This window comes from Metasolibacillus fluoroglycofenilyticus, from assembly GCF_003049645.1.
GTDB classification, from domain to species: Bacteria; Bacillota; Bacilli; order Bacillales_A; family Planococcaceae; genus Metasolibacillus; species Metasolibacillus fluoroglycofenilyticus.
The window spans coordinates 74514-93223 of record NZ_PYWK01000004.1 but is presented as its reverse complement, the minus strand read 5'-3'; the positions used below and the strand labels follow the sequence as shown (position 1 = coordinate 93223).

Genomic DNA, 18710 nt, shown 5'->3' with positions numbered 1-18710 from the left:
TTGTATCAATAATGAGTTAGTCTTTTCGACGGCTCCGCTTTTCATGGGTAAAATTAACCTACTAATTGACAGATAAGATTAAGGTAAAAAATTTTTTAGGTCTAAACATGAAATAAATCAGAGAAAAAACAGTTGTCTAATGGGAATTTGTGCAAGGAATTTATGGTACAATTGTAGTAGTATGTATAAAGTAAGCCTTTATCCTTACAGATTGTTGATTTTATATTTTGGGGAAATACTTACATAACCAAAACTGTATGAATCGAAAGTTATATCCTTACAGCCAGTTAATATTGAATAAATAGAATCATAAAGAAAATAATTATAGAGGACTTATAATGTTGTATGAAAAATAAAAATATAAAAGTTATAATGGCTCTTTCGATAATGCTACTCCTTCTTTTCACTACAGCAAATGTGGTGATTTCCTATATGAAGATGAAGAATACTGTAGAAGAGTCCATTATTAGTCAAAGCCTTTCAATTGGTGAATCAATTGCTCGGTCGATTGATATGAAAACATATAAAAGATTTTTAGGAAATCCAGAAAAAAATAATTACTATTGGGCCATTAGAAGTTATTTAAGCGATGCTAAAGATAAAACGGGTGCGTTATATATGTATACAATGGAAATTAATAATCCAAGTATCGCAAGAGCAATGGTTGTTGGTCAGCCTGTTAACGAAGAGCAATCTGATGATTATCCAATAGGGGAAATTTGCTTAATACCTAAAAAATTCGTAAGGGAGGCATTTTTCCAAGGAACGCCGTTTGTAACGGATTTTGTGGAAGACTCAAAATACGGCACGTATTTAACTGTAGGTGTCCCAATTAAAGATGAGGCTGAGCAGGTAATCGGTTATTTAGGAATTGATTTAAGTGCAAGTTCCTTAGATAACATTAAAAAGGATATTTTAGAAAATAACATTTTACTGTTTATTTTTAATGGTGCTTTAATTATTATTACTATCACTTCATTCTTTTTAATTCAACGCTGGTATCAAAAGGAGCTAGCGAAGGAAGTTGATGAAACAGAAGATACATATCAAACAGAGATTAAATCATTAATTACATCTGTTTCTTCTTTAAGACATGATTTTACGAACCATATTCAAGTGTTATATGGCTTTTTACAATTAAGAGAAGCAGAGCAAGCAAGGCAGTATGTTGAGGCTTTAAGCAAGGAAGTGCAAACACTGGAATCGATTAAATTAGATATTAATCACCCAGGTCTTGCTATCTTGTTACAAACGAAGAAGCTAGCTGCACAAAATAATCAAATTGATATGAGTTTTACAGTTGCGCAAAGCTCCTTTGATTATATAAAAACGATAGATTTAATTAAGATTTTATCAAATCTTATTGATAATGCGATTGATGCAACGATTGTATTACCAGAAGAACAGCGAAAAATTGTTGTAGATTGCACAGTCGATTTTAAAAAGTACATTTTCCAAATAACAAATACAGGGCCTAAAATTTCACCAAATGCGCCAATTTTTGAGCAAGGATACTCTACAAAACGAGAAGAAAAAGATAAAGTGCATGGACAAGGGTTATTTATCGTTAAAAGCATTGTTGAAAAATATGATGGACAAATTTCACTTTATTCTAAAAATGATTCAGAAACAGTTGCGTATGTGGAGATTCCATTGAAATTTTAGTGTAACTAGAGCGGTTTGAAAAACTTGTTTTAGTCTTTCCAAACAACTTTGGATATAGTATGTACTTTCTTTTTTAGATTATGAAAGCTCCTCCCAATGGGCATAATACTTTATAAGAAATAGAGATAGTTTGCTCTATTTTCTGCTAAATATGACGGAGGAGGAGAACAATGCCACAAGTAGAAGTGAACTGTACAGTGGTGAATTGTATTTTTCATGCCAAAGGTGATCTTTGCGGCGCAGAGCGGATTCAAGTGGATATGGATGAGCGTATAAGCAAAAAAAGCAATATGGAGTTTGCGCGCGATTTTGATTTGCATGCTAACCCAGAAAAGGCTCGCTATTCCTTTGAAACGTGCTGTAATACATTTAGACCTAAGGATGTATAGGAGTAAGGAAACGTCCCCAAAGTAGTGCCACAGCGCTGCTTTGGGGACGTCTATTTTGTTTATTTTAATATACTTTATCCCCATTAAAAATAGAGTTTTTCACGATGACATAGTCAACAGTTCGAATGGCATCAAGCTTTGTGCCGCCAGCATATGAAATGGATGATTGTAAGTCTTGCTCCATTTCAATTAATGTCTCCTTTAATGGCCCCTTGTGGTCGACGTACATTTTTTTCCCTTCGACATTTTTCTTTTCACCTTTTTGGAATTCAGAGGCTGAACCAAAATATTCTTTGACTAGTTTGCCATCGATTTCAATTGTTTCACCTGGTGATTCCTCATGACCTGCGAATAATGAACCAATCATAACCATCGTAGCACCAAAGCGTACAGATTTTGCGATATCGCCGTGTGTGCGAATGCCGCCATCTGCAATAATTGGTTTTGTTGCAGCCTTTGCACACCAGCGTAAAGCTGCTAATTGCCAGCCGCCTGTACCGAAGCCCGTTTTAATTTTTGTAATACAAACTTTACCCGGTCCAATCCCTACTTTTGTCGCATCAGCACCAGCATTTTCAAGCTCTCGTACAGCTTCTGGAGTTCCTACGTTTCCTGCGATAACGAAGCTGTTTGGTAAGTGCTTTTTCAGATGCTGAATCATGCGAATAACAGCATTAGAATGACCGTGTGCGATATCAATTGTAATAAATTCAGGCACTAGGTTGTCAGCCGCTAATTGCTCAACAAAAGCGTATTCTTCTTCTTTTACACCAACACTAATTGAAGCAATCAAGCCACGGGCGTGCATATCTTTAATAAAATTAACGCGTGTTTCAGGATTGAAGCGATGCATAATGTAAAAATAGCCCTGTTCAGCTAACATTAAAGCAATTTTTTCATCAATGATTGTTTGCATATTAGCAGGTACTACTGGTAATCGAAATTTATGTCCGCCAAGTGTAACAGACGTATCACATTGTGAACGGCTGTCTACAATACATTTATTAGGAATTAATTGAATGTCTTCATAATCAAATACGTTATCCATCATATAAACACCTCTAAAAACGAATATTTTTTTTATTATGAGCGAAAATGTTCGCCATTTGGTAATTTACCCGATTTTAAAACAAATGTCAAAGGAAACGTAATGAATAGATAAAATTATGGGGCTAATTTCACCTTTTATTGTTAAAAAACACGCTATTTGCTACTATATGAAGTATATTTGTTTTAACTTGATTCAGTAGAAATCTCCCACTTCTATAAGTGGAGGGATGAATGCAAAAAAATATTTTAAATCAGAGGGAGACTCAAGTTCCCTGCTGATTCAAGTTAAGCCTCTGGCGGATGTCACAGATTTTGAAGGGGAGTTTTTAAACGAGCTTGAAAAAATTTGGACGCAATTATGCGAAGGCGTAATTGACTTCAGCAAATATTTGGTTACTTGTGTCAATTCTGAATGAAGTGTATAGCTAATGTCTTCAATACGGAAAAACAAGTAGCAGGGGTGTAATTAATTGTTTAGGGGGGATTTAGAAATGGCAACAAGTGTTCATCAAGAAACAATTCAAATTACGAAAGAGGCATTATGGCAATTTATTCAAGATAAAGGGAGCTGGGCAGTATTAATTCCGGGTTATCTACATCATGAATTTCCTACTGCACAGCAAATGATTTGGGTATTTCAAGGGGATTTTGGTATTATACAGAAGGCTGTAAAATTACAATTAGAGGAAACAGCAAGCGTAGCTGGGGAGAAATTAGCTTTTAACTTAGTCGGCTTATCTGACAATATTAATGGTAGTGGCTATTTTGAAATAGCTCCAGCTACTGACGGTAATTATTCATTAACTGGGAGCCTAACGATGACTGCTGGTGGCTTTTTGGCCGCGATGATTAATCCTGTATTAGAAGGCTTTGTACCAAAGACGGTGGAAACACTCGTACAATCAATGGCACGAGAAGTGAGTAAGGTAAGTAATTAATTTGCTATGTACACAGTGAGGGCTAGTTGGAAAGCTGTGCGGTGAGACTTTCATCAAAATTTGAAAAGAATTTATAAATTTTTCATTAGCAATTATGATGCATGTTTGATGAAAGGAGGCAAATGCGGTGAAAGAGCATGATTTTGAAAAGTTATTACGAATAAATACTGCTGGCTTTCAATATGGTTTTCCAAAGTTGGCGCATTACCACCGATATGAGCCTACGCCATATACAGGACTTGAGCAGCTTTTTGAGAATTATACATTGCCCGACAATGCTACTTTTGTTGATATTGGCTGTGGCAAGGGACGTGTTCCCATTTATATTCATTACCGCTTCCATATTCCTGTTGTTGGTATTGAGATGGATGAGAAATTTTTTATTGAAGCACAACAAAATAGAGAAGCATATTTAGAAAAGGCGCAGAAAAAGCATGTACCTATTACATTTTTTCGTATGATAGCAGAGCGATATATTGTGAAAAAAGAGGATAATGTATTTTTCTTTTTCAATCCATTTTCTATTGATATTTTCCGTAAAGTAGTAGCGAACATACTATACTCATTTGAATACAACCCAAGAAATATTCATATTATTCTATACTATCCTGCAATTGATTACTTGTTTTACCTTGAACAAGAAACGCCTTTTACACTACGGAAAGAAGTGCGTTTAGAAGGGGAGTCAAATGCTAATGAACGTATATGTGTTTATACGCTATTATTTTAAATGTTGAACTTCTATGTTAGTTGAAGCTATCGTAGGAGTTCGTACCTATAGGGTGAAACAACCTCTACTTAAACTACTTTGACTTCATTTTAAATTTTGAAAGGGGGGTTTTACAGCCTGTTAATAGGGGGTAAATTTGGAGAAAATCAAGAGCAAAAAATATTAAAAAGGTATGGACGTAATAATAAAAATCAAGTACAATACAGGAGCCTGAAATATCTGAATACTTAATTTAACTAGATATTTCGGAATATTTAAAATTATATTGTGCAGGACGAATGTTTTATGTATAATTATCTGAAAATACTAAACATTAGAAAATTGATGAGAGGGTGTTTTATAATTATGAAAAATTATAAACTAAAGAAATTTGCTTCTATATTCTTAGCAACTTCAGTTTTGGCTGGTGCATTAGCAGGTTGTGGCGCTGATTCTGGCGGAAGTTCGTCATCAAACGGTGGATCATCAGGCAGTGGTAACTCTGCTTCTGGCGATACAATCAAAATTGGGGCTAACCTTGAATTATCTGGTGCAGTAGCATCATACGGCTCATCAATTGGTGATGGCGCAACATTAGCGGTAGAGGAAATTAATGCAAATGGCGGCATTAACGGTAAAAAAATTGAGTTAATCAAAGTGGATAATAAATCTGAAAACTCTGAGGCAACATCTGCTGCGATTCGTTTAGCAGAGCAGGAGAAGGTTGTTGCAATGATTGGTCCAGCAACATCTGGGAATACAGTAGCAACTGTACAAATTGCCAATCAATATAAAGTTCCTGTTGTAACAGCATCTGGAACTGCACCAAACGTAACAGAAAATGCGGACGGTTCAATTAATGAATTTGCATTCCGTACATGCTTTATCGACCCATTCCAAGGAACTGTAGCGGCAAACTTTGCAACGAATGAACTAGGCGCAAAAAATGTAGCAATTTTTGCTGATAATGCTTCTGACTATGCAAAAGGCTTAGCTGCATCGTTTAAGGAAACAATTGAAGCGAACGGTGGAAAAGTTGTCATTGAACAAGCTTATGTAGCAAAAGATGTAGATTTCAAATCGACATTAACGAATATTAAAGGGGCAAACCCAGATTTCATTTTCATTCCAGGTTACTATGAGGAAGTAGGTTTAATTGTTAAGCAAGCACGTGAGCTAGGTATCACAGCGCCATTAATGGGGGCTGATGGTTGGGATTCACCGACTTTAGTTGACTTAGCTGGAAAAGATGCATTAAACAATACATTCATTACAAATCACTATTCATCCGAGGATCCTGATGCGACAATTCAGAAGTTTGTAGAAGCATTCAAAGGGAAATACAACCAAGCTCCAAATGCTTTCCACGCTTTAGGATATGACACTGTATACTACTTGAAGGATGCAATTGAGCGTGCGGGTGATGATGTGACAGGCGAAATGATTAAAAATATGTTAGCTGAAACAAAAGATTTAGGCTTAGTGACAGGTACATTTACAGTAGATGAAAAACACAACCCAGTTAAATCGGCAACAGTTCTTGAATTCAAAGACGGCAATCAAGTGTTCAACTCTAAAGTGAATCCTTAATCGTTAAGTGACATGAAAGGGGGGCGAGCGTTGGCCTCCCTTTTTTACCGTTAAATTAAAGGAGTGAGAATAATGGAATGGATACAGCAACTCGTAAATGGGATTTCACTCGGAAGTATATATGCGTTAATTGCCCTTGGATATACGATGGTTTATGGAATTATCAAATTAATTAACTTTGCACATGGTGACGTTTTCATGCTTGGTGCCTTTATCGGCTTCTTTGCAATTGCTAGATGGGATATGCATTTTATTCCAGCTTTATTAATGGCGATGATTTTATGTGCAGTAATAGGGGTTATTATTGAAAGGGTAGCTTATAAGCGTCTACGCAATGCAACGCGCATTGCCGCATTAATTACAGCTATCGGGGTATCTCTGTTAATTGAATACACAGTTATTTTCTTCCGTGGTGCATCACCGGAAGCATATCCAACAGTTTTTGCAAGTACATCTATAGAAGTCTTAGGTGTACAAATTGATACGAAATCTATTTTTATTTTGACGGTATCAATTGTTTTAATGCTATTATTACAGTTTATTGTACACCGTACGAAAATCGGTAAGGCGATGCGTGCCGTTTCGCATGATGCTGATGCAGCACGTTTAATGGGTATTAATGTAGACAATACAATTTCAGCGACATTTGCAATTGGCTCGGCGTTAGCTGGAGCAGCAGGGGTTATTTTCGGTATATATTATACGAGAATCGACCCATTAATGGGCGTATTACCAGGCTTAAAGGCATTCGTTGCAGCCGTTTTAGGTGGTATTGGCATTATTCCGGGTGCAATGGCTGGTGGTCTTGTGCTAGGGGTAGTAGAAACAGTTGTTAGTGCACTCGGGTTTTCTTTATGGCGAGATGCAGCAGCATTCGTTATTTTAATCTTAATTTTAATTTTACGACCAGCGGGTATTTTCGGTAAAAATGCTCGTGAGAAAGTGTAGGTGAGCTGGGATGAAAACGTCTAAAGTTTTTTGGGGCTATGCAGTAGGGGCAATTGCGCTTTATGCAATTGTACAAACTCTTATTTCTTTCGGTATGGTCAATATGCATTATCAAAATATGCTTATTACAATGTGTATTAACATAATGTTAGCAGTTAGCTTACATCTTGTTATTGGTGTAACAGGGCAGTTTTCGATTGGACACGCAGGATTTTTAGCAGTAGGTGCTTACATATCAGCAATCTTTACGATGAAGCTTGGCATGCCATTTGTAGTTGCCATTCTAGCTGGTGCAGTTGTTGCAATGTTAGCAGGTCTATTAGTAGGTATTCCAACTTTACGTTTAAGAGGGGACTATTTAGCCATTGCTACACTCGGCTTTGCAGAGATTATTCGTATTGTCTTTTTAAATATTGATTATGTTGGTGGGGCAGCAGGGATGCAAGTAACGCATCAATCAAACTGGACTTATGCCTTTATCGGTGTAGTTGTTACGATTTTAATTATTTCTAACTTTACAAATTCACGTCACGGTCGAGCATGTATTTCAATCCGCGAAGATGAGATAGCGGCGGATGCGATGGGGATTAACACGACTTATTATAAGGTAGCAGCATTTGCACTCGGCTCGTTTTTCGCTGGGGTAGCAGGCGCCATTTATGCGCATAATTTCTACATTATTCAGCCAACTGCTTTTGGCTTCTTAAAATCCTTTGATATTTTAATTTTAGTTGTACTTGGAGGATTAGGTAGTTTATCTGGTTCAGTTCTTGCGGCAATTTTCTTAACATTCGTTTCGACATATTTACAAGGATTCCCTGAGACACGTATGATTATTTATTCACTTGTATTAATTTTAGTGATGCTATACCGTCCGAAAGGCTTAATGGGGACAAAGGAAATTACAGATATATTTAAGTTCGGTAAAAAGGGAGGTACGAAAATATGAGTACACTTCTTAAAGTCGATGGCTTAGGTATTCAATTTGGCGGTTTAAAGGCTGTACAAAATGTGAATATGTATATGAATAAAGGAGAGCTTATTGGATTAATTGGACCAAATGGTGCTGGTAAAACAACGACATTTAATATGTTGACAGGTGTGTACGCACCAACGGAAGGAATAATCAATTTTGATGGTAAGCAAATTCAAGGATTAGACCCATATAAAGTAACACGTGGGGGCATTAGCCGTACGTTCCAAAATATTCGTTTATTTAAAGAGCTGTCTGTGCTAGATAATGTAAAGGTAGCAAATCACTCTTTGGCGAATCATAATATTTTGACTTCTATTTTCCGACTGCCAAAGCATTTTTCTGGTGAGGAAAAAATGGAGGAGGAATCTCTCGCATTTTTAAAGATTTTTGGCTTAGATGTGTATCGAGACGAGTTATCGAAAAATTTACCATATGGGATGCAACGCCGCTTAGAAATTGCACGTGCACTTGCGGCAGGACCACAACTTTTGTTATTAGATGAGCCGGCAGCGGGGATGAATCCGCAGGAAACGAAAGAATTAATGGATCTTATTGCATTTATTCGAAAAGAATTTAATTTAACTATTTTATTGATTGAGCATGATATGAGTTTAGTTATGGGGATTTGTGAGCGGATTTATGTGCTCGACCATGGTCAGCTAATTGCCGAAGGGTCGCCAGCAGAAATTCGTTCAAATCCAAAAGTGATTGAGGCGTATTTAGGAGAGGAGGTAACAGAAGATGCTGAAAGTGAATGATATCAGTGTGTATTATGGTAATATCCAAGCATTAAAAGGTATCTCCTTGGAAGTAAATGAAGGTGAGATTGTTACGTTAATTGGTGCGAATGGCGCTGGGAAAAGCACGCTCCTTCAGACGTTATCTGGCTTGCTTAAGCCAAAAAAGGGCTCTATTGAATATTTAGGCTCAGCTATTGATGGTAAGGCAGCACAATCCATCGTAAAGGCAGGAATTTCCCATGTACCGGAGGGGCGTCGCGTTTTTGCTAATATGACGGTAGAGGAAAATTTGGAGCTAGGTGCCTATTTGCGTAAAGATAGAGAAGGCATAAAAAAAGATATGGACCATGTTTATGAGCTGTTTCCACGTCTTTTAGAGCGTAATAAACAGCTAGCAGGAACACTATCGGGTGGCGAGCAGCAAATGCTTGCAATGGGACGTGCTCTAATGGCTAAGCCAAAGCTAATTTTAATGGATGAGCCATCAATGGGTCTTGCACCTTTAATGGTAAAAAATATTTTCAACATTATTGAAATGGTCAATAAAGAAGGTGTGACGGTGCTATTAGTTGAACAAAATGCGAATATGGCACTATCTGTTGCACACCGAGCTTATGTTTTAGAAACAGGTAAAATAGTTTTATCGGGTTCAGCAAAAGAGCTACAGGAGAGCGATGAGGTAAAAGCGGCTTATCTTGGTGGGCTGTAATAGGGGGGAGTTGTCTTGCACAATTTGCAAGGCAGCTCTTTTTTCGTTAATGTGATAAATGAAAGGAGAGATAATAGATGACACAGTCAGCACAGTTTTACATTGAGCAGTTGCAGCTTGAAGCACATCCAGAGGGCGGCTATTATAAGTCCAGCTTCCGTGCTAATGAGGAAATAGCAACGCGCGATGTTTTGCGCCCAATTTATACGAGCATATATTTTCTATTGCGTTCACAGGATATTTCTCATCTACATCGTTTACAGTCGGATGAATTATGGTATTACCATGCGGGAAGCCCATTAACGGTACATATGATTTATCCAGATGGGACGTATGAGGCAAAGAAGCTTGGTTTAAATATTGCTGAAGGAGAAACACCGCAAATTTTAGTGCCGAAGCATACGATTTTTGGCTCGTCCGTTGATGAGGCAGCTACATTCAGCTTAGTCGGTTGCATGGTTGCACCCGGTTTTGATTTTGCTGATTTTGAGCTGTTCACACTGGATGAGCTATTAGCAAACTATCCACAGCATGAGGCGGTTATTCGCAAGATGGCGTATGTGAGCAAAGGCAATACCAACTCTTCAATATGATTTTGAAAAGTCATGTTATTTTAAACCCTATCTCTTTTGTCGAATGAACATTATTTTTGTCTGAAAAAAGCATTGTCATCATTCCTTATGATAACCTTGTTCGTGGAAAGAGGTATTATGAAAGCTACATCATTTTTAAAAAGTCGTATTAACATTAATTTGTGTTTACCATTTAGTATGGTGGGAATCGACACTACAAATGCGCAAATAAAAAAACGAGAAGTAGAAGAAAGGGGCTGTCCAAAAAGCCGTGCATAGCCGGCATTTTGGACAGTAGCGATGATGTTTCGCATCATATAAGCAGAGAACGCCTCTTTTAAAAATGGGGTGAACATTGGCTTTAGCAGCGTTATCCTTCAGTAAAAGGGAAGCGATGAAAACATTTATTTCAATTAGGTGTCAAAACAAAATGGACTTTTCGGACAACTCCTAAGTTAGAACAAGACAATAAGATACTTCATTTACTCATCTCATCTATCTTTCTTTTCAGAAAAGGATATAAACTAAATAACAGAAAAAATCCTATGCTAAGCATCAACGACATACCTATATCTCTACCAATGACATAATAAATAATAAAAAATATAATAATAGATAACACTGCTAAAAACAAAATATCTTTCATGAAATAACCTTCTTATCTCAATATTACCAATAAAAACCTTCGAAATCGCTCTATATCGTCAGATTCTTCAATTTTCAATGCTCGTTTGTTATACTTCTCAAATAATTTAGATGTCATTTCTTTCAACCTACTTGCATATTTCTGTTTATTCCAAAGCGAACATAGCAAGTGGGTATAAATTGCTATGTTCGTTTCTTTAAGAAATTTTAAATATATTTCAACTTAAAATCAACACCATTCTGTACCAAACTAATGCACAAGAACGTTCAGATTTATAACAAGAATTTCATCTAACAGTTATTTAGACTATCCAAACAAAAGAATTTTAAAAAGCTCCTCCTTTTATGATTCTGAAATTCTTTAGTATCAAAACCAGAAAACCTTTATATCATTGAGTCTTCACCTTCTATTACTACCAATCAATAAAATCAGGATATTTCAAAGAGATTTGTAGTTCATGCAATGTATGCTTTGTTTCTTTTGCAGCCTGCATAAGTTGGTCTAATAATAACTGGTAATCCTCGCCCTCTACAACTAAACGAATGGCAAATGCCGAAAGATGTGCTGCCCGCTCTTCCTGTGACAAAGCAAGGTACTCGATATTAAGCACATCGACATATTGCGTTGCATAGCGGAAATAGGCAGGTGTTTTTTCATTTAGTACATGTAGGAAAACGGCATAATGCTCCTCGTCAATCAATTCTAGTAAACTGTCTGCAACGAGCGCTTGGAAGTTACGTACGGTTGCGATATGCTGATTCCAAGGAGAATCGTCGATTAGCTCTTGATGTAAACGGATAAAATCGTTACATGCAATGGCTGTAAATAATAACTCTGGCCATAAAATATTAGCTGCAAAGTAAATGTTTTTTTCGGGCATCATCATTTTTTGCTTTATTTGCATGCCACGATTAACACCGTTTGCTACATATTCGATTTGTTCTTCGCCCTTTGTCGCCTGCCGAAGCTTATAGCACATATTCAAGATGCGGTTGCGTGCTCCTTGGTAATCATAGTAGCGCTTGGCATCACCTGCAATATAGTAAATCGCATTAACTAGCTGGTCGATGTCCCAATAATCGCCGCTAATGCGCGCCCCTGTTAATAGTGGTGTTGGTTGAATTGTAAGCATCATCTTTCCCCCAGACTTGTGCTACGATTGTTTATAGTTTAGTTGCTTGAATAATACTTTTCGCTCTTGCTCTGTTAAGTCTCGCCATTGCCCGACTTTTAAGTTGCCTAAATGAATGTTCATAATGCGAATGCGCTGTAGTCTTTTAACTGAGTAGCCAAGCGCCGTGCACATGCGGCGAATTTGGCGATTTAAGCCTTGCTCTAAAATAATTTTGAAAACATTGTTCGATATTTTTTCGACGCGACAAGGTAATGTTGTCGTATCTAAAATATCGACACCAGATGCCATTCTTTGTAGAAAGTTCTCCGTAATTGGCTTATCCACTTGGACGATATATTCCTTTTCATGATGGTGCTCAGCACGTAAAATTTCATTGACGATATCTCCATCATTCGTTAATAATAGTAGTCCTTCTGAATCCTTATCTAAACGTCCAATATGAAAAATACGCAGTGGGTGATTAATGAAGTCCACTACATTACCCTTAATATGTTTTTCGGTTGTGCTCGTAATGCCAACGGGCTTATTTAGTGCAATGTAAACGAGCTGTTCTTCTCTTGTAACGGGCTGACCATCTACACAGACAATATCCCCCACCTGCACCTTACTACCAATTGTAGCGAGCTCTCCGTTAATCGTAATTCGTCCTTCTTCAATCCATTTATCTGCACCACGTCGTGATACCGCACCTGTTTCAGCTAAAAATTTGTTAATACGCATCGATTCTCAATCCTTTAATTTAGATAATGTAGGGGTGTCTGAAAAGCGGTGTCGCAACACTGCTTTTCGGACGTTCCGATAGTAACGCTTTTCTTTGAAAATGGGATAAACACTATATCCTCCGTGCTTAAAATGAAAAGCAGATTTTCATTTTATTTGAAGGTAGAGGTAATCTATCATTACTATGTCGAAAAGTAGATAACTTGCTTTGGTAGCTTGCAAGTAGAAAGGTTAACGTTCCTTTGCCTAACTAATAGGTCACCTTTATTAAAAGTATAGCAAAAAATATTAGGAGAGACTGTATTTCTTGCTTTTAATGTAATGGACCGAAAATGAAAGATGAAAAGTGAGAGTAATAAAATTTGAAATATTCCACTTTTTCTGACAATATAATATATAAGACTACCTTTCTACTAGCACAAGTTACAGCATAGCATATAGGGTATGATCTAATATTCATAACGAAGGGGAGAGAATTGAATGGTATATGCATTTCCAAACACTGAAGGGGCATTGATTCATTTTAAGGAACGTTATGACAATTATATTGGAGGGAAATGGACGCCACCTACGAAAGGGCAATATTTTGATAATCCTACACCTGTGACAGGGAAAGTGTTCACACAAGTGGCGCGCTCTACAGAGGAGGATATTGAGCTTGCACTCGATGCAGCACATGATGCCAAAGATGCGTGGGGCAGTACTTCACCAACAGAACGTAGCAATATTTTATTGAAAATTGCGGACCGTATGGAAGCCAATCTTGAAATGCTGGCTGTAACTGAAACTTGGGAGAATGGGAAGGCAGTACGGGAAACTTTAAATGCGGATATTCCGTTGGCAATTGACCATTTCCGTTATTTTGCTGGTGTCCTCCGTTCACAAGAAGGCTCACTCAGCCAAATTGATGATAATACGGTAGCTTATCATTTCCACGAGCCGATTGGGGTAGTAGGACAAATTATTCCATGGAACTTCCCGATTTTAATGGCGACATGGAAGCTTGCACCTGCGTTAGCGGCAGGAAACTGCGTTGTGCTAAAACCAGCAGAGCAAACACCTGTCTCGATTTTAGTGCTAATGGAGCTAATCGCAGATTTATTACCACCAGGTGTTGTTAATATTGTAAATGGTTTCGGCTTAGAAGCTGGTAAACCACTAGCATCGAGCCCGCGCATAGGGAAAATCGCCTTTACAGGTGAAACGACAACAGGACGCTTAATTATGCAGTATGCATCACAAAATATTATTCCTGTAACGCTTGAGCTAGGTGGTAAATCACCGAATATTTTCTTTGAGGATGTTATGGCGCATGATGATGAGTTTTTAGATAAAGCGGTAGAAGGCTTTGTAATGTTTGCCTTAAATCAGGGGGAAGTATGTACATGTCCTTCGCGCGCACTTATTCAAGAATCAATTTATGACCAGTTTATGGAGCGGGTGCTGAAGAGAGTAGAGGCGATTAAAACTGGTAATCCGCTTGATCCAAATACGATGATGGGAGCACAAGCTTCTACAGAGCAAATGGAAAAAATCCTTTCTTACTTAGATATCGGTAAGCAGGAGGGTGCAGAGTGTCTAATTGGTGGTGAACGTAACCAATTGGATGCTGATTTTGCAGATGGATACTATATTAAGCCGACTGTTTTCAAAGGCGATAATAAAATGCGCATTTTCCAAGAAGAGATTTTTGGACCTGTTGTCGCCGTAACGACATTCAAAACAAAAGAAGAAGCGCTTGAAATTGCGAATGATACATTATATGGTTTAGGCTCAGGTATTTGGACGCGTGATATGAATACAGCTTATCGCTTCGGACGTGGTATACAGGCTGGTCGTGTTTGGACAAACTGCTACCACCAATACCCTGCACATGCGGCATTCGGTGGTTATAAGATGTCTGGTATCGGACGAGAAACACATAAAATGATGTTGAGTCACTATCAGCAAACGAAAAATTTATTAGTAAGCTATGATCCAAATCGTGCAGGTTTCTTCTAATTTAGGGGAGGTGCTAAAAAATGGTTGAGCGTGTAATCGCGACAGATGCAGCACTCGATTTAATCAATTTATTAGTCGACCGCCATGGACCTGTCATGTTCCACCAATCTGGAGGCTGCTGTGATGGCTCTTCCCCGATGTGCTATCCGCAAGGGGATTTGTTACTGGGGGACCAAGATATATTACTTGGCGAGATTGGTAGCGCGCCGTTTTATATTCATAAAAATCAATATGATTATTGGAAGCATACACAGCTCATTATCGATGTAGTCGATGGGAGGGGCGGCATGTTTTCATTGGAAGGTGTGGAAGGTAAGCGCTTCCTGACAAGGTCGCGTATTTTTACACAGGATGAGCAGCAACAATTGAATATAGGGCATTAATATAAAGACCGATTCGAGTTTTCGAATCGGTCTTTATTATCGCAAAACATTTGAATTTCCACGTGTTGGGATGTAACATAAAAAGAAGATTGCTCTTGAAGGAGAGGTTGTACATGGGAAATGCAGTACCAATGAGCTATTCGCGTACAATTCAAGCACGTCTTGTGCTTCCACCAGATACGAACCATCATGGCTCAATTTTTGGGGGACGTGTATTGGCTTATATTGACGAAATTGCTGCAATTGCAGCGATGACACATGCTAAGGGGGAAGTTGTCACAGCCTCTATCGATTCGGTTGATTTTGTTTCGCCTGCCTATGTAGGGGATGTATTAGAGTTAGAAGGTTTGGTGACATCGACAGGACGTACATCGATGGAAATTTATGTGCGCGTTGTAACCCGTAATTTAAAAACACGTGAGGAGCGTTTAACAACGGAATCCTTCGTAACAATGGTAGCCATTGATGCTGAAGGGAAACCGAGGGAGGTGCCTGCCGTTTATCCCGAGACAGAAACGGAAAAACGGTTGTTTGAAACTGCACCGAAACGTAGGGAATACCGTAAAGCAAAACGTGCACTGCAATATTAAAGGAAGCTGTTGGAAAAGGAAATTTTCATTTTTTCTTCTCGTTTAGAGGAAGTACCGCTAAACTTAGTGTTTTTTTATTTTCAAAGAAAGCTCACTCTATATTAATGAACAAATGTTTTGCTAAAACAACAACGAAAGCGTCCAAAACGCCGGCAACCGCACGGATTTTTGGACGCTCCCAATCAATCTTCTAACTTATTAATTTGCGTCACGATTTGCAATAATTCATCGGAGGATGTAGCAACGATTGTAGATGCTTGTGTTAACTCTGCAATTAAGTTTGAAATTGTGCGAATATCATCTGTAGTATTCATATACTGCTGTTTAATACCAGATACGGCCTCAGTAATTGAAGTAAATGATGCGGCAAGGTTTTGCTGTGTTTCGACAGTTTGCTGCACTTGTGAGTCTACATCTTGTACAGAATTAGCCATGCTTAAAATGTTGTTTTCTGTTTCTTTAATTAAGTGTGCTACATTTTGGACAGCTGTTTTTGTTTCTTCCGCCAGCTTTCTGACCTCGTCTGCCACAACCGCAAAGCCTTTCCCGTGTTCACCTGCACGTGCAGCCTCAATGGAAGCGTTTAATGCCAGCAGGTTTGTTTGGTCTGCTATACCTGTCACAAGACCGACAATTTCTGAAATCTTTTGTGAAGATGTACGTAGGGCAGCCATGGAGGCTTCTAAAGTTTCTACCCCTGTTAAAATAGTATCCATTAAACGTGTTTGCGTTTCTAGGTGACTTCTTCCTAAATTTGATTTCTCTTCTGTTTCTGCAACAAAAGCTAGGCCTTGCTCAGTAGCAGAGCTAATGCCACCTGCTTGATGAGAAATTGTTTGGAGTGACGCAGATGTTTCCTCACTCGTATAACTTAGTTCACGCGAAGTGTCTTGCAGTGTATTAATCAATGCGTGCTTAGATGCCTCGAGCTCTAGACGGATGCGCTCCTCTTCGTTTTCATAAGCTTCAATAACAAGCTGCTGCTCAAAGTTAATTACTTTAGAGAAGGCATTAATAGCTCTAATACACTCCCTTTTTGATAAGTCTAAATCATTAATAAATTCGATAAATGTTGACATTAATGATTGGAAGGATGCTATATACCATTTCGATTTCAAGCCAATTCGCACATGTACATGTGCAATAACTTTGCGCTCTTCTATATAGGCTGTGTTAATTTTACTATCGAAAATATCGTTTAAATGCTTAGTTAATGTGCCTTTTAGGCGGTCGATATGCGAATTTTCTTGAATGATTGCTACTAAATTGGATTGTAAGCTAATTGCTCCATAAAATTGCTCGACCATTATAGGGACTAAATCTTTGGCAAATGGTTGAAGCTGCTTCAAAATAGCTAAGTCCTCTGTTGTCAATTTAAGCAATTGTAGTTGTTTCGCTAAATCAGGGTAATTATTAACATCTAGTTGAACTTGTTGTATATACTTTGCTGTTTCGAAAAAAGTTGATTGTTCCGTAGTCTTTTTTGTAAACCAATTCGCCATTATTTTCTCCATCCCATAATTTATGTAGTTCCTCTATCTTAAAAAATAAAAAACATAACGTTCCTATTGTACTATTTTAAATACGAGTTTTGCAATCTCTTATCGGAAGTATATACGTGATTCGATTTGTTTTTTTAGAAGCTACAAGGTAAAATTAAATGTATCAACTAATGAAGGAGTAACGAACAATGAAATTTCATAAGGGACGTTTAAAGTATGTCGTTCCACTTACAGCTGTTGTCGGAGTTTCATCCACAATGATGCTATTTAATAGATTTGAAGATGTGCCTTCATTGCACAAATTTTTGATTATTGTAGGAGCTGTCTTTTTCGCGGCTGTTATTTCCTATTTCCTTTTCCCACAGGCTGGAGATAATCCAGATGATACAGGACCTTATTAATTAGGAACTTAAAAAAATGAAACTTTCAATGATGTTCTACCGTATATAAAGTACAAACTTTTTAAAATGAGAGGTTGATACATTATGGAAGACAAATGGTCAAAAGTAATTATTCATGCAAGTGCATTTTTTGCACCTGTGTTAGTACCTATTTTATTTTTCTTAATTAGTACAGATAGTGAAGTGAAGCGTTTATCGATACAGGCATTATTATTCCAAGGTGTGATGTGGGTGCTTATTACAATTTCTGCATTTTTATCTTGGATATTAATTGGTATTCCATTCTTAATTATCTTCTCTATAATGCTATTTGTGGTGCCGATTATCGGTATTATCAAAGCGGTCAACGAAACAACATGGGAGTATCCAATTGTCGGACGCTGGGTATAAGTTTTAAAAGTATAAAAAATGGCAAAACTTCGAATGTAGAGGTTTTGCTTTTTTTGTGCTAATTTTGTCCTTCTTAATTGAATTTTTACATTGTAAGGTCTTTTAATTGCATTTCGATTTCGCTGTTTTTATAATTAAGTCAAAGATAGTCAAAGTCAGTTATGGAATTGAGGTGAGAGACAATCGTGCGGAATATATCTGATATTATTGAAGGTTATTTAAAACAAGTTCTCGAATTAAGTGGGCAAGAGCATATTGAAATAAAACGCAGTGAGCTTGCAGATAAATTTCAATGCGTTCCGTCTCAAATCAATTACGTTATTAATACAAGGTTTACAGCGGAACGAGGTTATTTAGTAGAAAGTAAGCGTGGCGGCGGGGGCTATATTCGTATTTTACGTGTTGAGATTCACTCTAAAGCAGCACTTATTGACAATATGATGGAGCAGGCTGGAGAAGCGGTAACGCAACAGGCAGTTGAGCATATGGTATATCGTTTAATAGACGAAGAAATTATTACGAAACGAGAAGCCAAGTTGATATTAGCAGCAGTCGACCGTTCCACATTAGCATTGCCGTTACCACTACGTGACCAAGTTCGTGCATATATAGTAAAGGCGATGCTTATTACGTTGAAATACGATAATAAATAGGTA

At 37.7% G+C, this 18710-nt stretch carries 21 protein-coding genes; 17 read left to right on the top strand and 4 right to left on the bottom strand.

The features are described 5' to 3' along the window. Positions 1-432 precede the first annotated feature (432 nt). Positions 433-1665: an ATP-binding protein gene (locus C9J36_RS14180; protein ID WP_235616083.1), complete on the top strand. Its 1233-nt coding sequence runs from the start codon at positions 433-435 to the stop codon at positions 1663-1665. 170 nt (positions 1666-1835) lie between these two features. Continuing rightward, a complete protein-coding gene (locus C9J36_RS14175) occupies positions 1836-2054 on the top strand; it encodes a DUF1540 domain-containing protein (protein WP_066168697.1) in 219 nt (72 codons plus the stop codon). A gap of 64 nt (positions 2055-2118) precedes the next feature. Here C9J36_RS14175 and guaC read toward each other — a convergent pair whose 3' ends face one another. Continuing rightward, positions 2119-3102 carry a GMP reductase gene (guaC, locus tag C9J36_RS14170; protein WP_107943579.1) on the bottom strand — a complete coding sequence of 328 codons (984 nt, stop codon included), beginning with the start codon at positions 3100-3102 and terminating at the stop codon, positions 2119-2121. 229 nt (positions 3103-3331) lie between these two features. Between guaC and C9J36_RS14165 the strand changes: the two genes are divergently transcribed. The 9 genes from C9J36_RS14165 to C9J36_RS14125 all read left to right on the top strand — a co-directional run bounded on the left by C9J36_RS14165 (position 3332) and on the right by C9J36_RS14125 (position 10307). After that, positions 3332-3520: a hypothetical protein gene (locus C9J36_RS14165; RefSeq protein WP_107943512.1), complete on the top strand. Its 189-nt coding sequence runs from the start codon at positions 3332-3334 to the stop codon at positions 3518-3520. Between the two features lie 75 nt (positions 3521-3595). Next, the gene (locus C9J36_RS14160; RefSeq protein WP_107943511.1) at positions 3596-4042 is read left to right on the top strand and encodes an SRPBCC family protein; all 447 of its coding nucleotides are present in this window, start codon (positions 3596-3598) and stop codon (positions 4040-4042) included. Positions 4043-4169: 127 nt separating this feature from the next. Further along, entirely contained in the window at positions 4170-4772 is a 603-nt protein-coding gene (locus C9J36_RS14155) for a class I SAM-dependent methyltransferase (RefSeq protein WP_107943510.1), read from the top strand. Between the two features lie 345 nt (positions 4773-5117). After that, positions 5118-6341 (top strand): ABC transporter substrate-binding protein, encoded by a 1224-nt coding sequence (locus tag C9J36_RS14150; protein ID WP_201261957.1) that lies wholly within the window; start codon positions 5118-5120, stop codon positions 6339-6341. 72 nt (positions 6342-6413) lie between these two features. After that, a complete protein-coding gene (locus C9J36_RS14145) occupies positions 6414-7289 on the top strand; it encodes a branched-chain amino acid ABC transporter permease (protein ID WP_107943509.1) in 876 nt (291 codons plus the stop codon). A 10-nt stretch (positions 7290-7299) separates the two neighbouring features. Continuing rightward, positions 7300-8238, top strand: a complete 939-nt coding sequence (locus C9J36_RS14140; RefSeq protein ID WP_066168711.1) for a branched-chain amino acid ABC transporter permease — start codon at positions 7300-7302, stop codon at positions 8236-8238. Then, on the top strand, positions 8235-9023 hold the full coding sequence (locus C9J36_RS14135; RefSeq protein WP_107943508.1) for an ABC transporter ATP-binding protein: 789 nt from the start codon (positions 8235-8237) through the stop codon (positions 9021-9023). The genes C9J36_RS14140 and C9J36_RS14135 overlap by 4 nt, the downstream gene beginning before the upstream one ends. Continuing rightward, positions 9007-9714, top strand: a complete 708-nt coding sequence (locus C9J36_RS14130; protein WP_107943507.1) for an ABC transporter ATP-binding protein — start codon at positions 9007-9009, stop codon at positions 9712-9714. Before C9J36_RS14135 ends, C9J36_RS14130 begins: the two co-directional genes overlap by 17 nt. 77 nt (positions 9715-9791) lie before the next feature. Further along, a complete protein-coding gene (locus C9J36_RS14125) occupies positions 9792-10307 on the top strand; it encodes a cupin domain-containing protein (RefSeq protein ID WP_107943506.1) in 516 nt (171 codons plus the stop codon). 1037 nt (positions 10308-11344) lie between these two features. Here C9J36_RS14125 and C9J36_RS14115 read toward each other — a convergent pair. Both C9J36_RS14115 and rluF read right to left on the bottom strand, forming a co-directional pair. After that, positions 11345-12067: a DUF6904 family protein gene (locus C9J36_RS14115; RefSeq protein ID WP_235616082.1), complete on the bottom strand. Its 723-nt coding sequence runs from the start codon at positions 12065-12067 to the stop codon at positions 11345-11347. 18 nt (positions 12068-12085) lie between these two features. Further along, positions 12086-12787 carry a 23S rRNA pseudouridine(2604) synthase RluF gene (gene rluF / locus C9J36_RS14110; protein ID WP_066168729.1) on the bottom strand — a complete coding sequence of 234 codons (702 nt, stop codon included), beginning with the start codon at positions 12785-12787 and terminating at the stop codon, positions 12086-12088. 480 nt (positions 12788-13267) lie between these two features. On the opposite strand from rluF, the gene adh reads away from it, so the two are divergent. The 3 genes from adh (at position 13268) to C9J36_RS14095 (ending at position 15761) form a co-directional block, all read left to right on the top strand. Then, positions 13268-14788 (top strand): aldehyde dehydrogenase, encoded by a 1521-nt coding sequence (adh, locus tag C9J36_RS14105; RefSeq protein ID WP_066168732.1) that lies wholly within the window; start codon positions 13268-13270, stop codon positions 14786-14788. A 20-nt stretch (positions 14789-14808) separates the two neighbouring features. After that, on the top strand, positions 14809-15171 hold the full coding sequence (locus C9J36_RS14100; protein WP_066168736.1) for a DUF779 domain-containing protein: 363 nt from the start codon (positions 14809-14811) through the stop codon (positions 15169-15171). Between the two features lie 113 nt (positions 15172-15284). Next, positions 15285-15761, top strand: a complete 477-nt coding sequence (locus tag C9J36_RS14095) for an acyl-CoA thioesterase (RefSeq protein ID WP_066168739.1) — start codon at positions 15285-15287, stop codon at positions 15759-15761. 182 nt (positions 15762-15943) lie between these two features. Here C9J36_RS14095 and C9J36_RS14090 read toward each other — a convergent pair whose 3' ends face one another. Next, positions 15944-17263 carry a globin-coupled sensor protein gene (locus C9J36_RS14090; RefSeq protein ID WP_066168742.1) on the bottom strand — a complete coding sequence of 440 codons (1320 nt, stop codon included), beginning with the start codon at positions 17261-17263 and terminating at the stop codon, positions 15944-15946. 188 nt (positions 17264-17451) lie between these two features. On the opposite strand from C9J36_RS14090, the gene C9J36_RS14085 reads away from it, so the two are divergent. From C9J36_RS14085 to C9J36_RS14075, 3 genes are all read left to right on the top strand, one after another. Beyond that, positions 17452-17664, top strand: a complete 213-nt coding sequence (locus C9J36_RS14085; protein ID WP_066168745.1) for an acyltransferase — start codon at positions 17452-17454, stop codon at positions 17662-17664. 84 nt (positions 17665-17748) lie between these two features. Beyond that, positions 17749-18054: a DUF4870 domain-containing protein gene (locus C9J36_RS14080; RefSeq protein WP_066168748.1), complete on the top strand. Its 306-nt coding sequence runs from the start codon at positions 17749-17751 to the stop codon at positions 18052-18054. Positions 18055-18239: 185 nt separating this feature from the next. Continuing rightward, the gene (locus C9J36_RS14075) at positions 18240-18707 is read left to right on the top strand and encodes a CtsR family transcriptional regulator (RefSeq protein WP_066168750.1); all 468 of its coding nucleotides are present in this window, start codon (positions 18240-18242) and stop codon (positions 18705-18707) included. Positions 18708-18710: the final 3 nt, after the last annotated feature.

Excerpts from the sequence above, each read along its gene's own strand:
- C9J36_RS14100 (WP_066168736.1), top strand. The coding sequence starts at position 14,809 with ATGGTTGAGCGTGTAATCGCGACAGATGCAGCACTCGATTTAATCAAT.
- C9J36_RS14150 (WP_201261957.1), top strand. The coding sequence starts at position 5,118 with ATGAAAAATTATAAACTAAAGAAATTTGCTTCTATATTCTTAGCAACT.
- C9J36_RS14130 (WP_107943507.1), top strand. The coding sequence starts at position 9,007 with ATGCTGAAAGTGAATGATATCAGTGTGTATTATGGTAATATCCAAGCA.
- C9J36_RS14140 (WP_066168711.1), top strand. The coding sequence starts at position 7,300 with ATGAAAACGTCTAAAGTTTTTTGGGGCTATGCAGTAGGGGCAATTGCG.
- C9J36_RS14175 (WP_066168697.1), top strand. The coding sequence starts at position 1,836 with ATGCCACAAGTAGAAGTGAACTGTACAGTGGTGAATTGTATTTTTCAT.
- C9J36_RS14115 (WP_235616082.1), bottom strand. The coding sequence starts at position 12,067 with ATGATGCTTACAATTCAACCAACACCACTATTAACAGGGGCGCGCATT.
- guaC (WP_107943579.1), bottom strand. The coding sequence starts at position 3,102 with ATGGATAACGTATTTGATTATGAAGACATTCAATTAATTCCTAATAAA.
- C9J36_RS14180 (WP_235616083.1), top strand. The coding sequence starts at position 433 with ATGAAGATGAAGAATACTGTAGAAGAGTCCATTATTAGTCAAAGCCTT.
- C9J36_RS14095 (WP_066168739.1), top strand. The coding sequence starts at position 15,285 with ATGGGAAATGCAGTACCAATGAGCTATTCGCGTACAATTCAAGCACGT.
- C9J36_RS14125 (WP_107943506.1), top strand. The coding sequence starts at position 9,792 with ATGACACAGTCAGCACAGTTTTACATTGAGCAGTTGCAGCTTGAAGCA.
- C9J36_RS14090 (WP_066168742.1), bottom strand. The coding sequence starts at position 17,263 with ATGGCGAATTGGTTTACAAAAAAGACTACGGAACAATCAACTTTTTTC.
- C9J36_RS14085 (WP_066168745.1), top strand. The coding sequence starts at position 17,452 with ATGAAATTTCATAAGGGACGTTTAAAGTATGTCGTTCCACTTACAGCT.
- adh (WP_066168732.1), top strand. The coding sequence starts at position 13,268 with ATGGTATATGCATTTCCAAACACTGAAGGGGCATTGATTCATTTTAAG.
- C9J36_RS14160 (WP_107943511.1), top strand. The coding sequence starts at position 3,596 with ATGGCAACAAGTGTTCATCAAGAAACAATTCAAATTACGAAAGAGGCA.
- C9J36_RS14080 (WP_066168748.1), top strand. The coding sequence starts at position 17,749 with ATGGAAGACAAATGGTCAAAAGTAATTATTCATGCAAGTGCATTTTTT.
- C9J36_RS14145 (WP_107943509.1), top strand. The coding sequence starts at position 6,414 with ATGGAATGGATACAGCAACTCGTAAATGGGATTTCACTCGGAAGTATA.
- C9J36_RS14135 (WP_107943508.1), top strand. The coding sequence starts at position 8,235 with ATGAGTACACTTCTTAAAGTCGATGGCTTAGGTATTCAATTTGGCGGT.
- C9J36_RS14165 (WP_107943512.1), top strand. The coding sequence starts at position 3,332 with ATGAATGCAAAAAAATATTTTAAATCAGAGGGAGACTCAAGTTCCCTG.
- rluF (WP_066168729.1), bottom strand. The coding sequence starts at position 12,787 with ATGCGTATTAACAAATTTTTAGCTGAAACAGGTGCGGTATCACGACGT.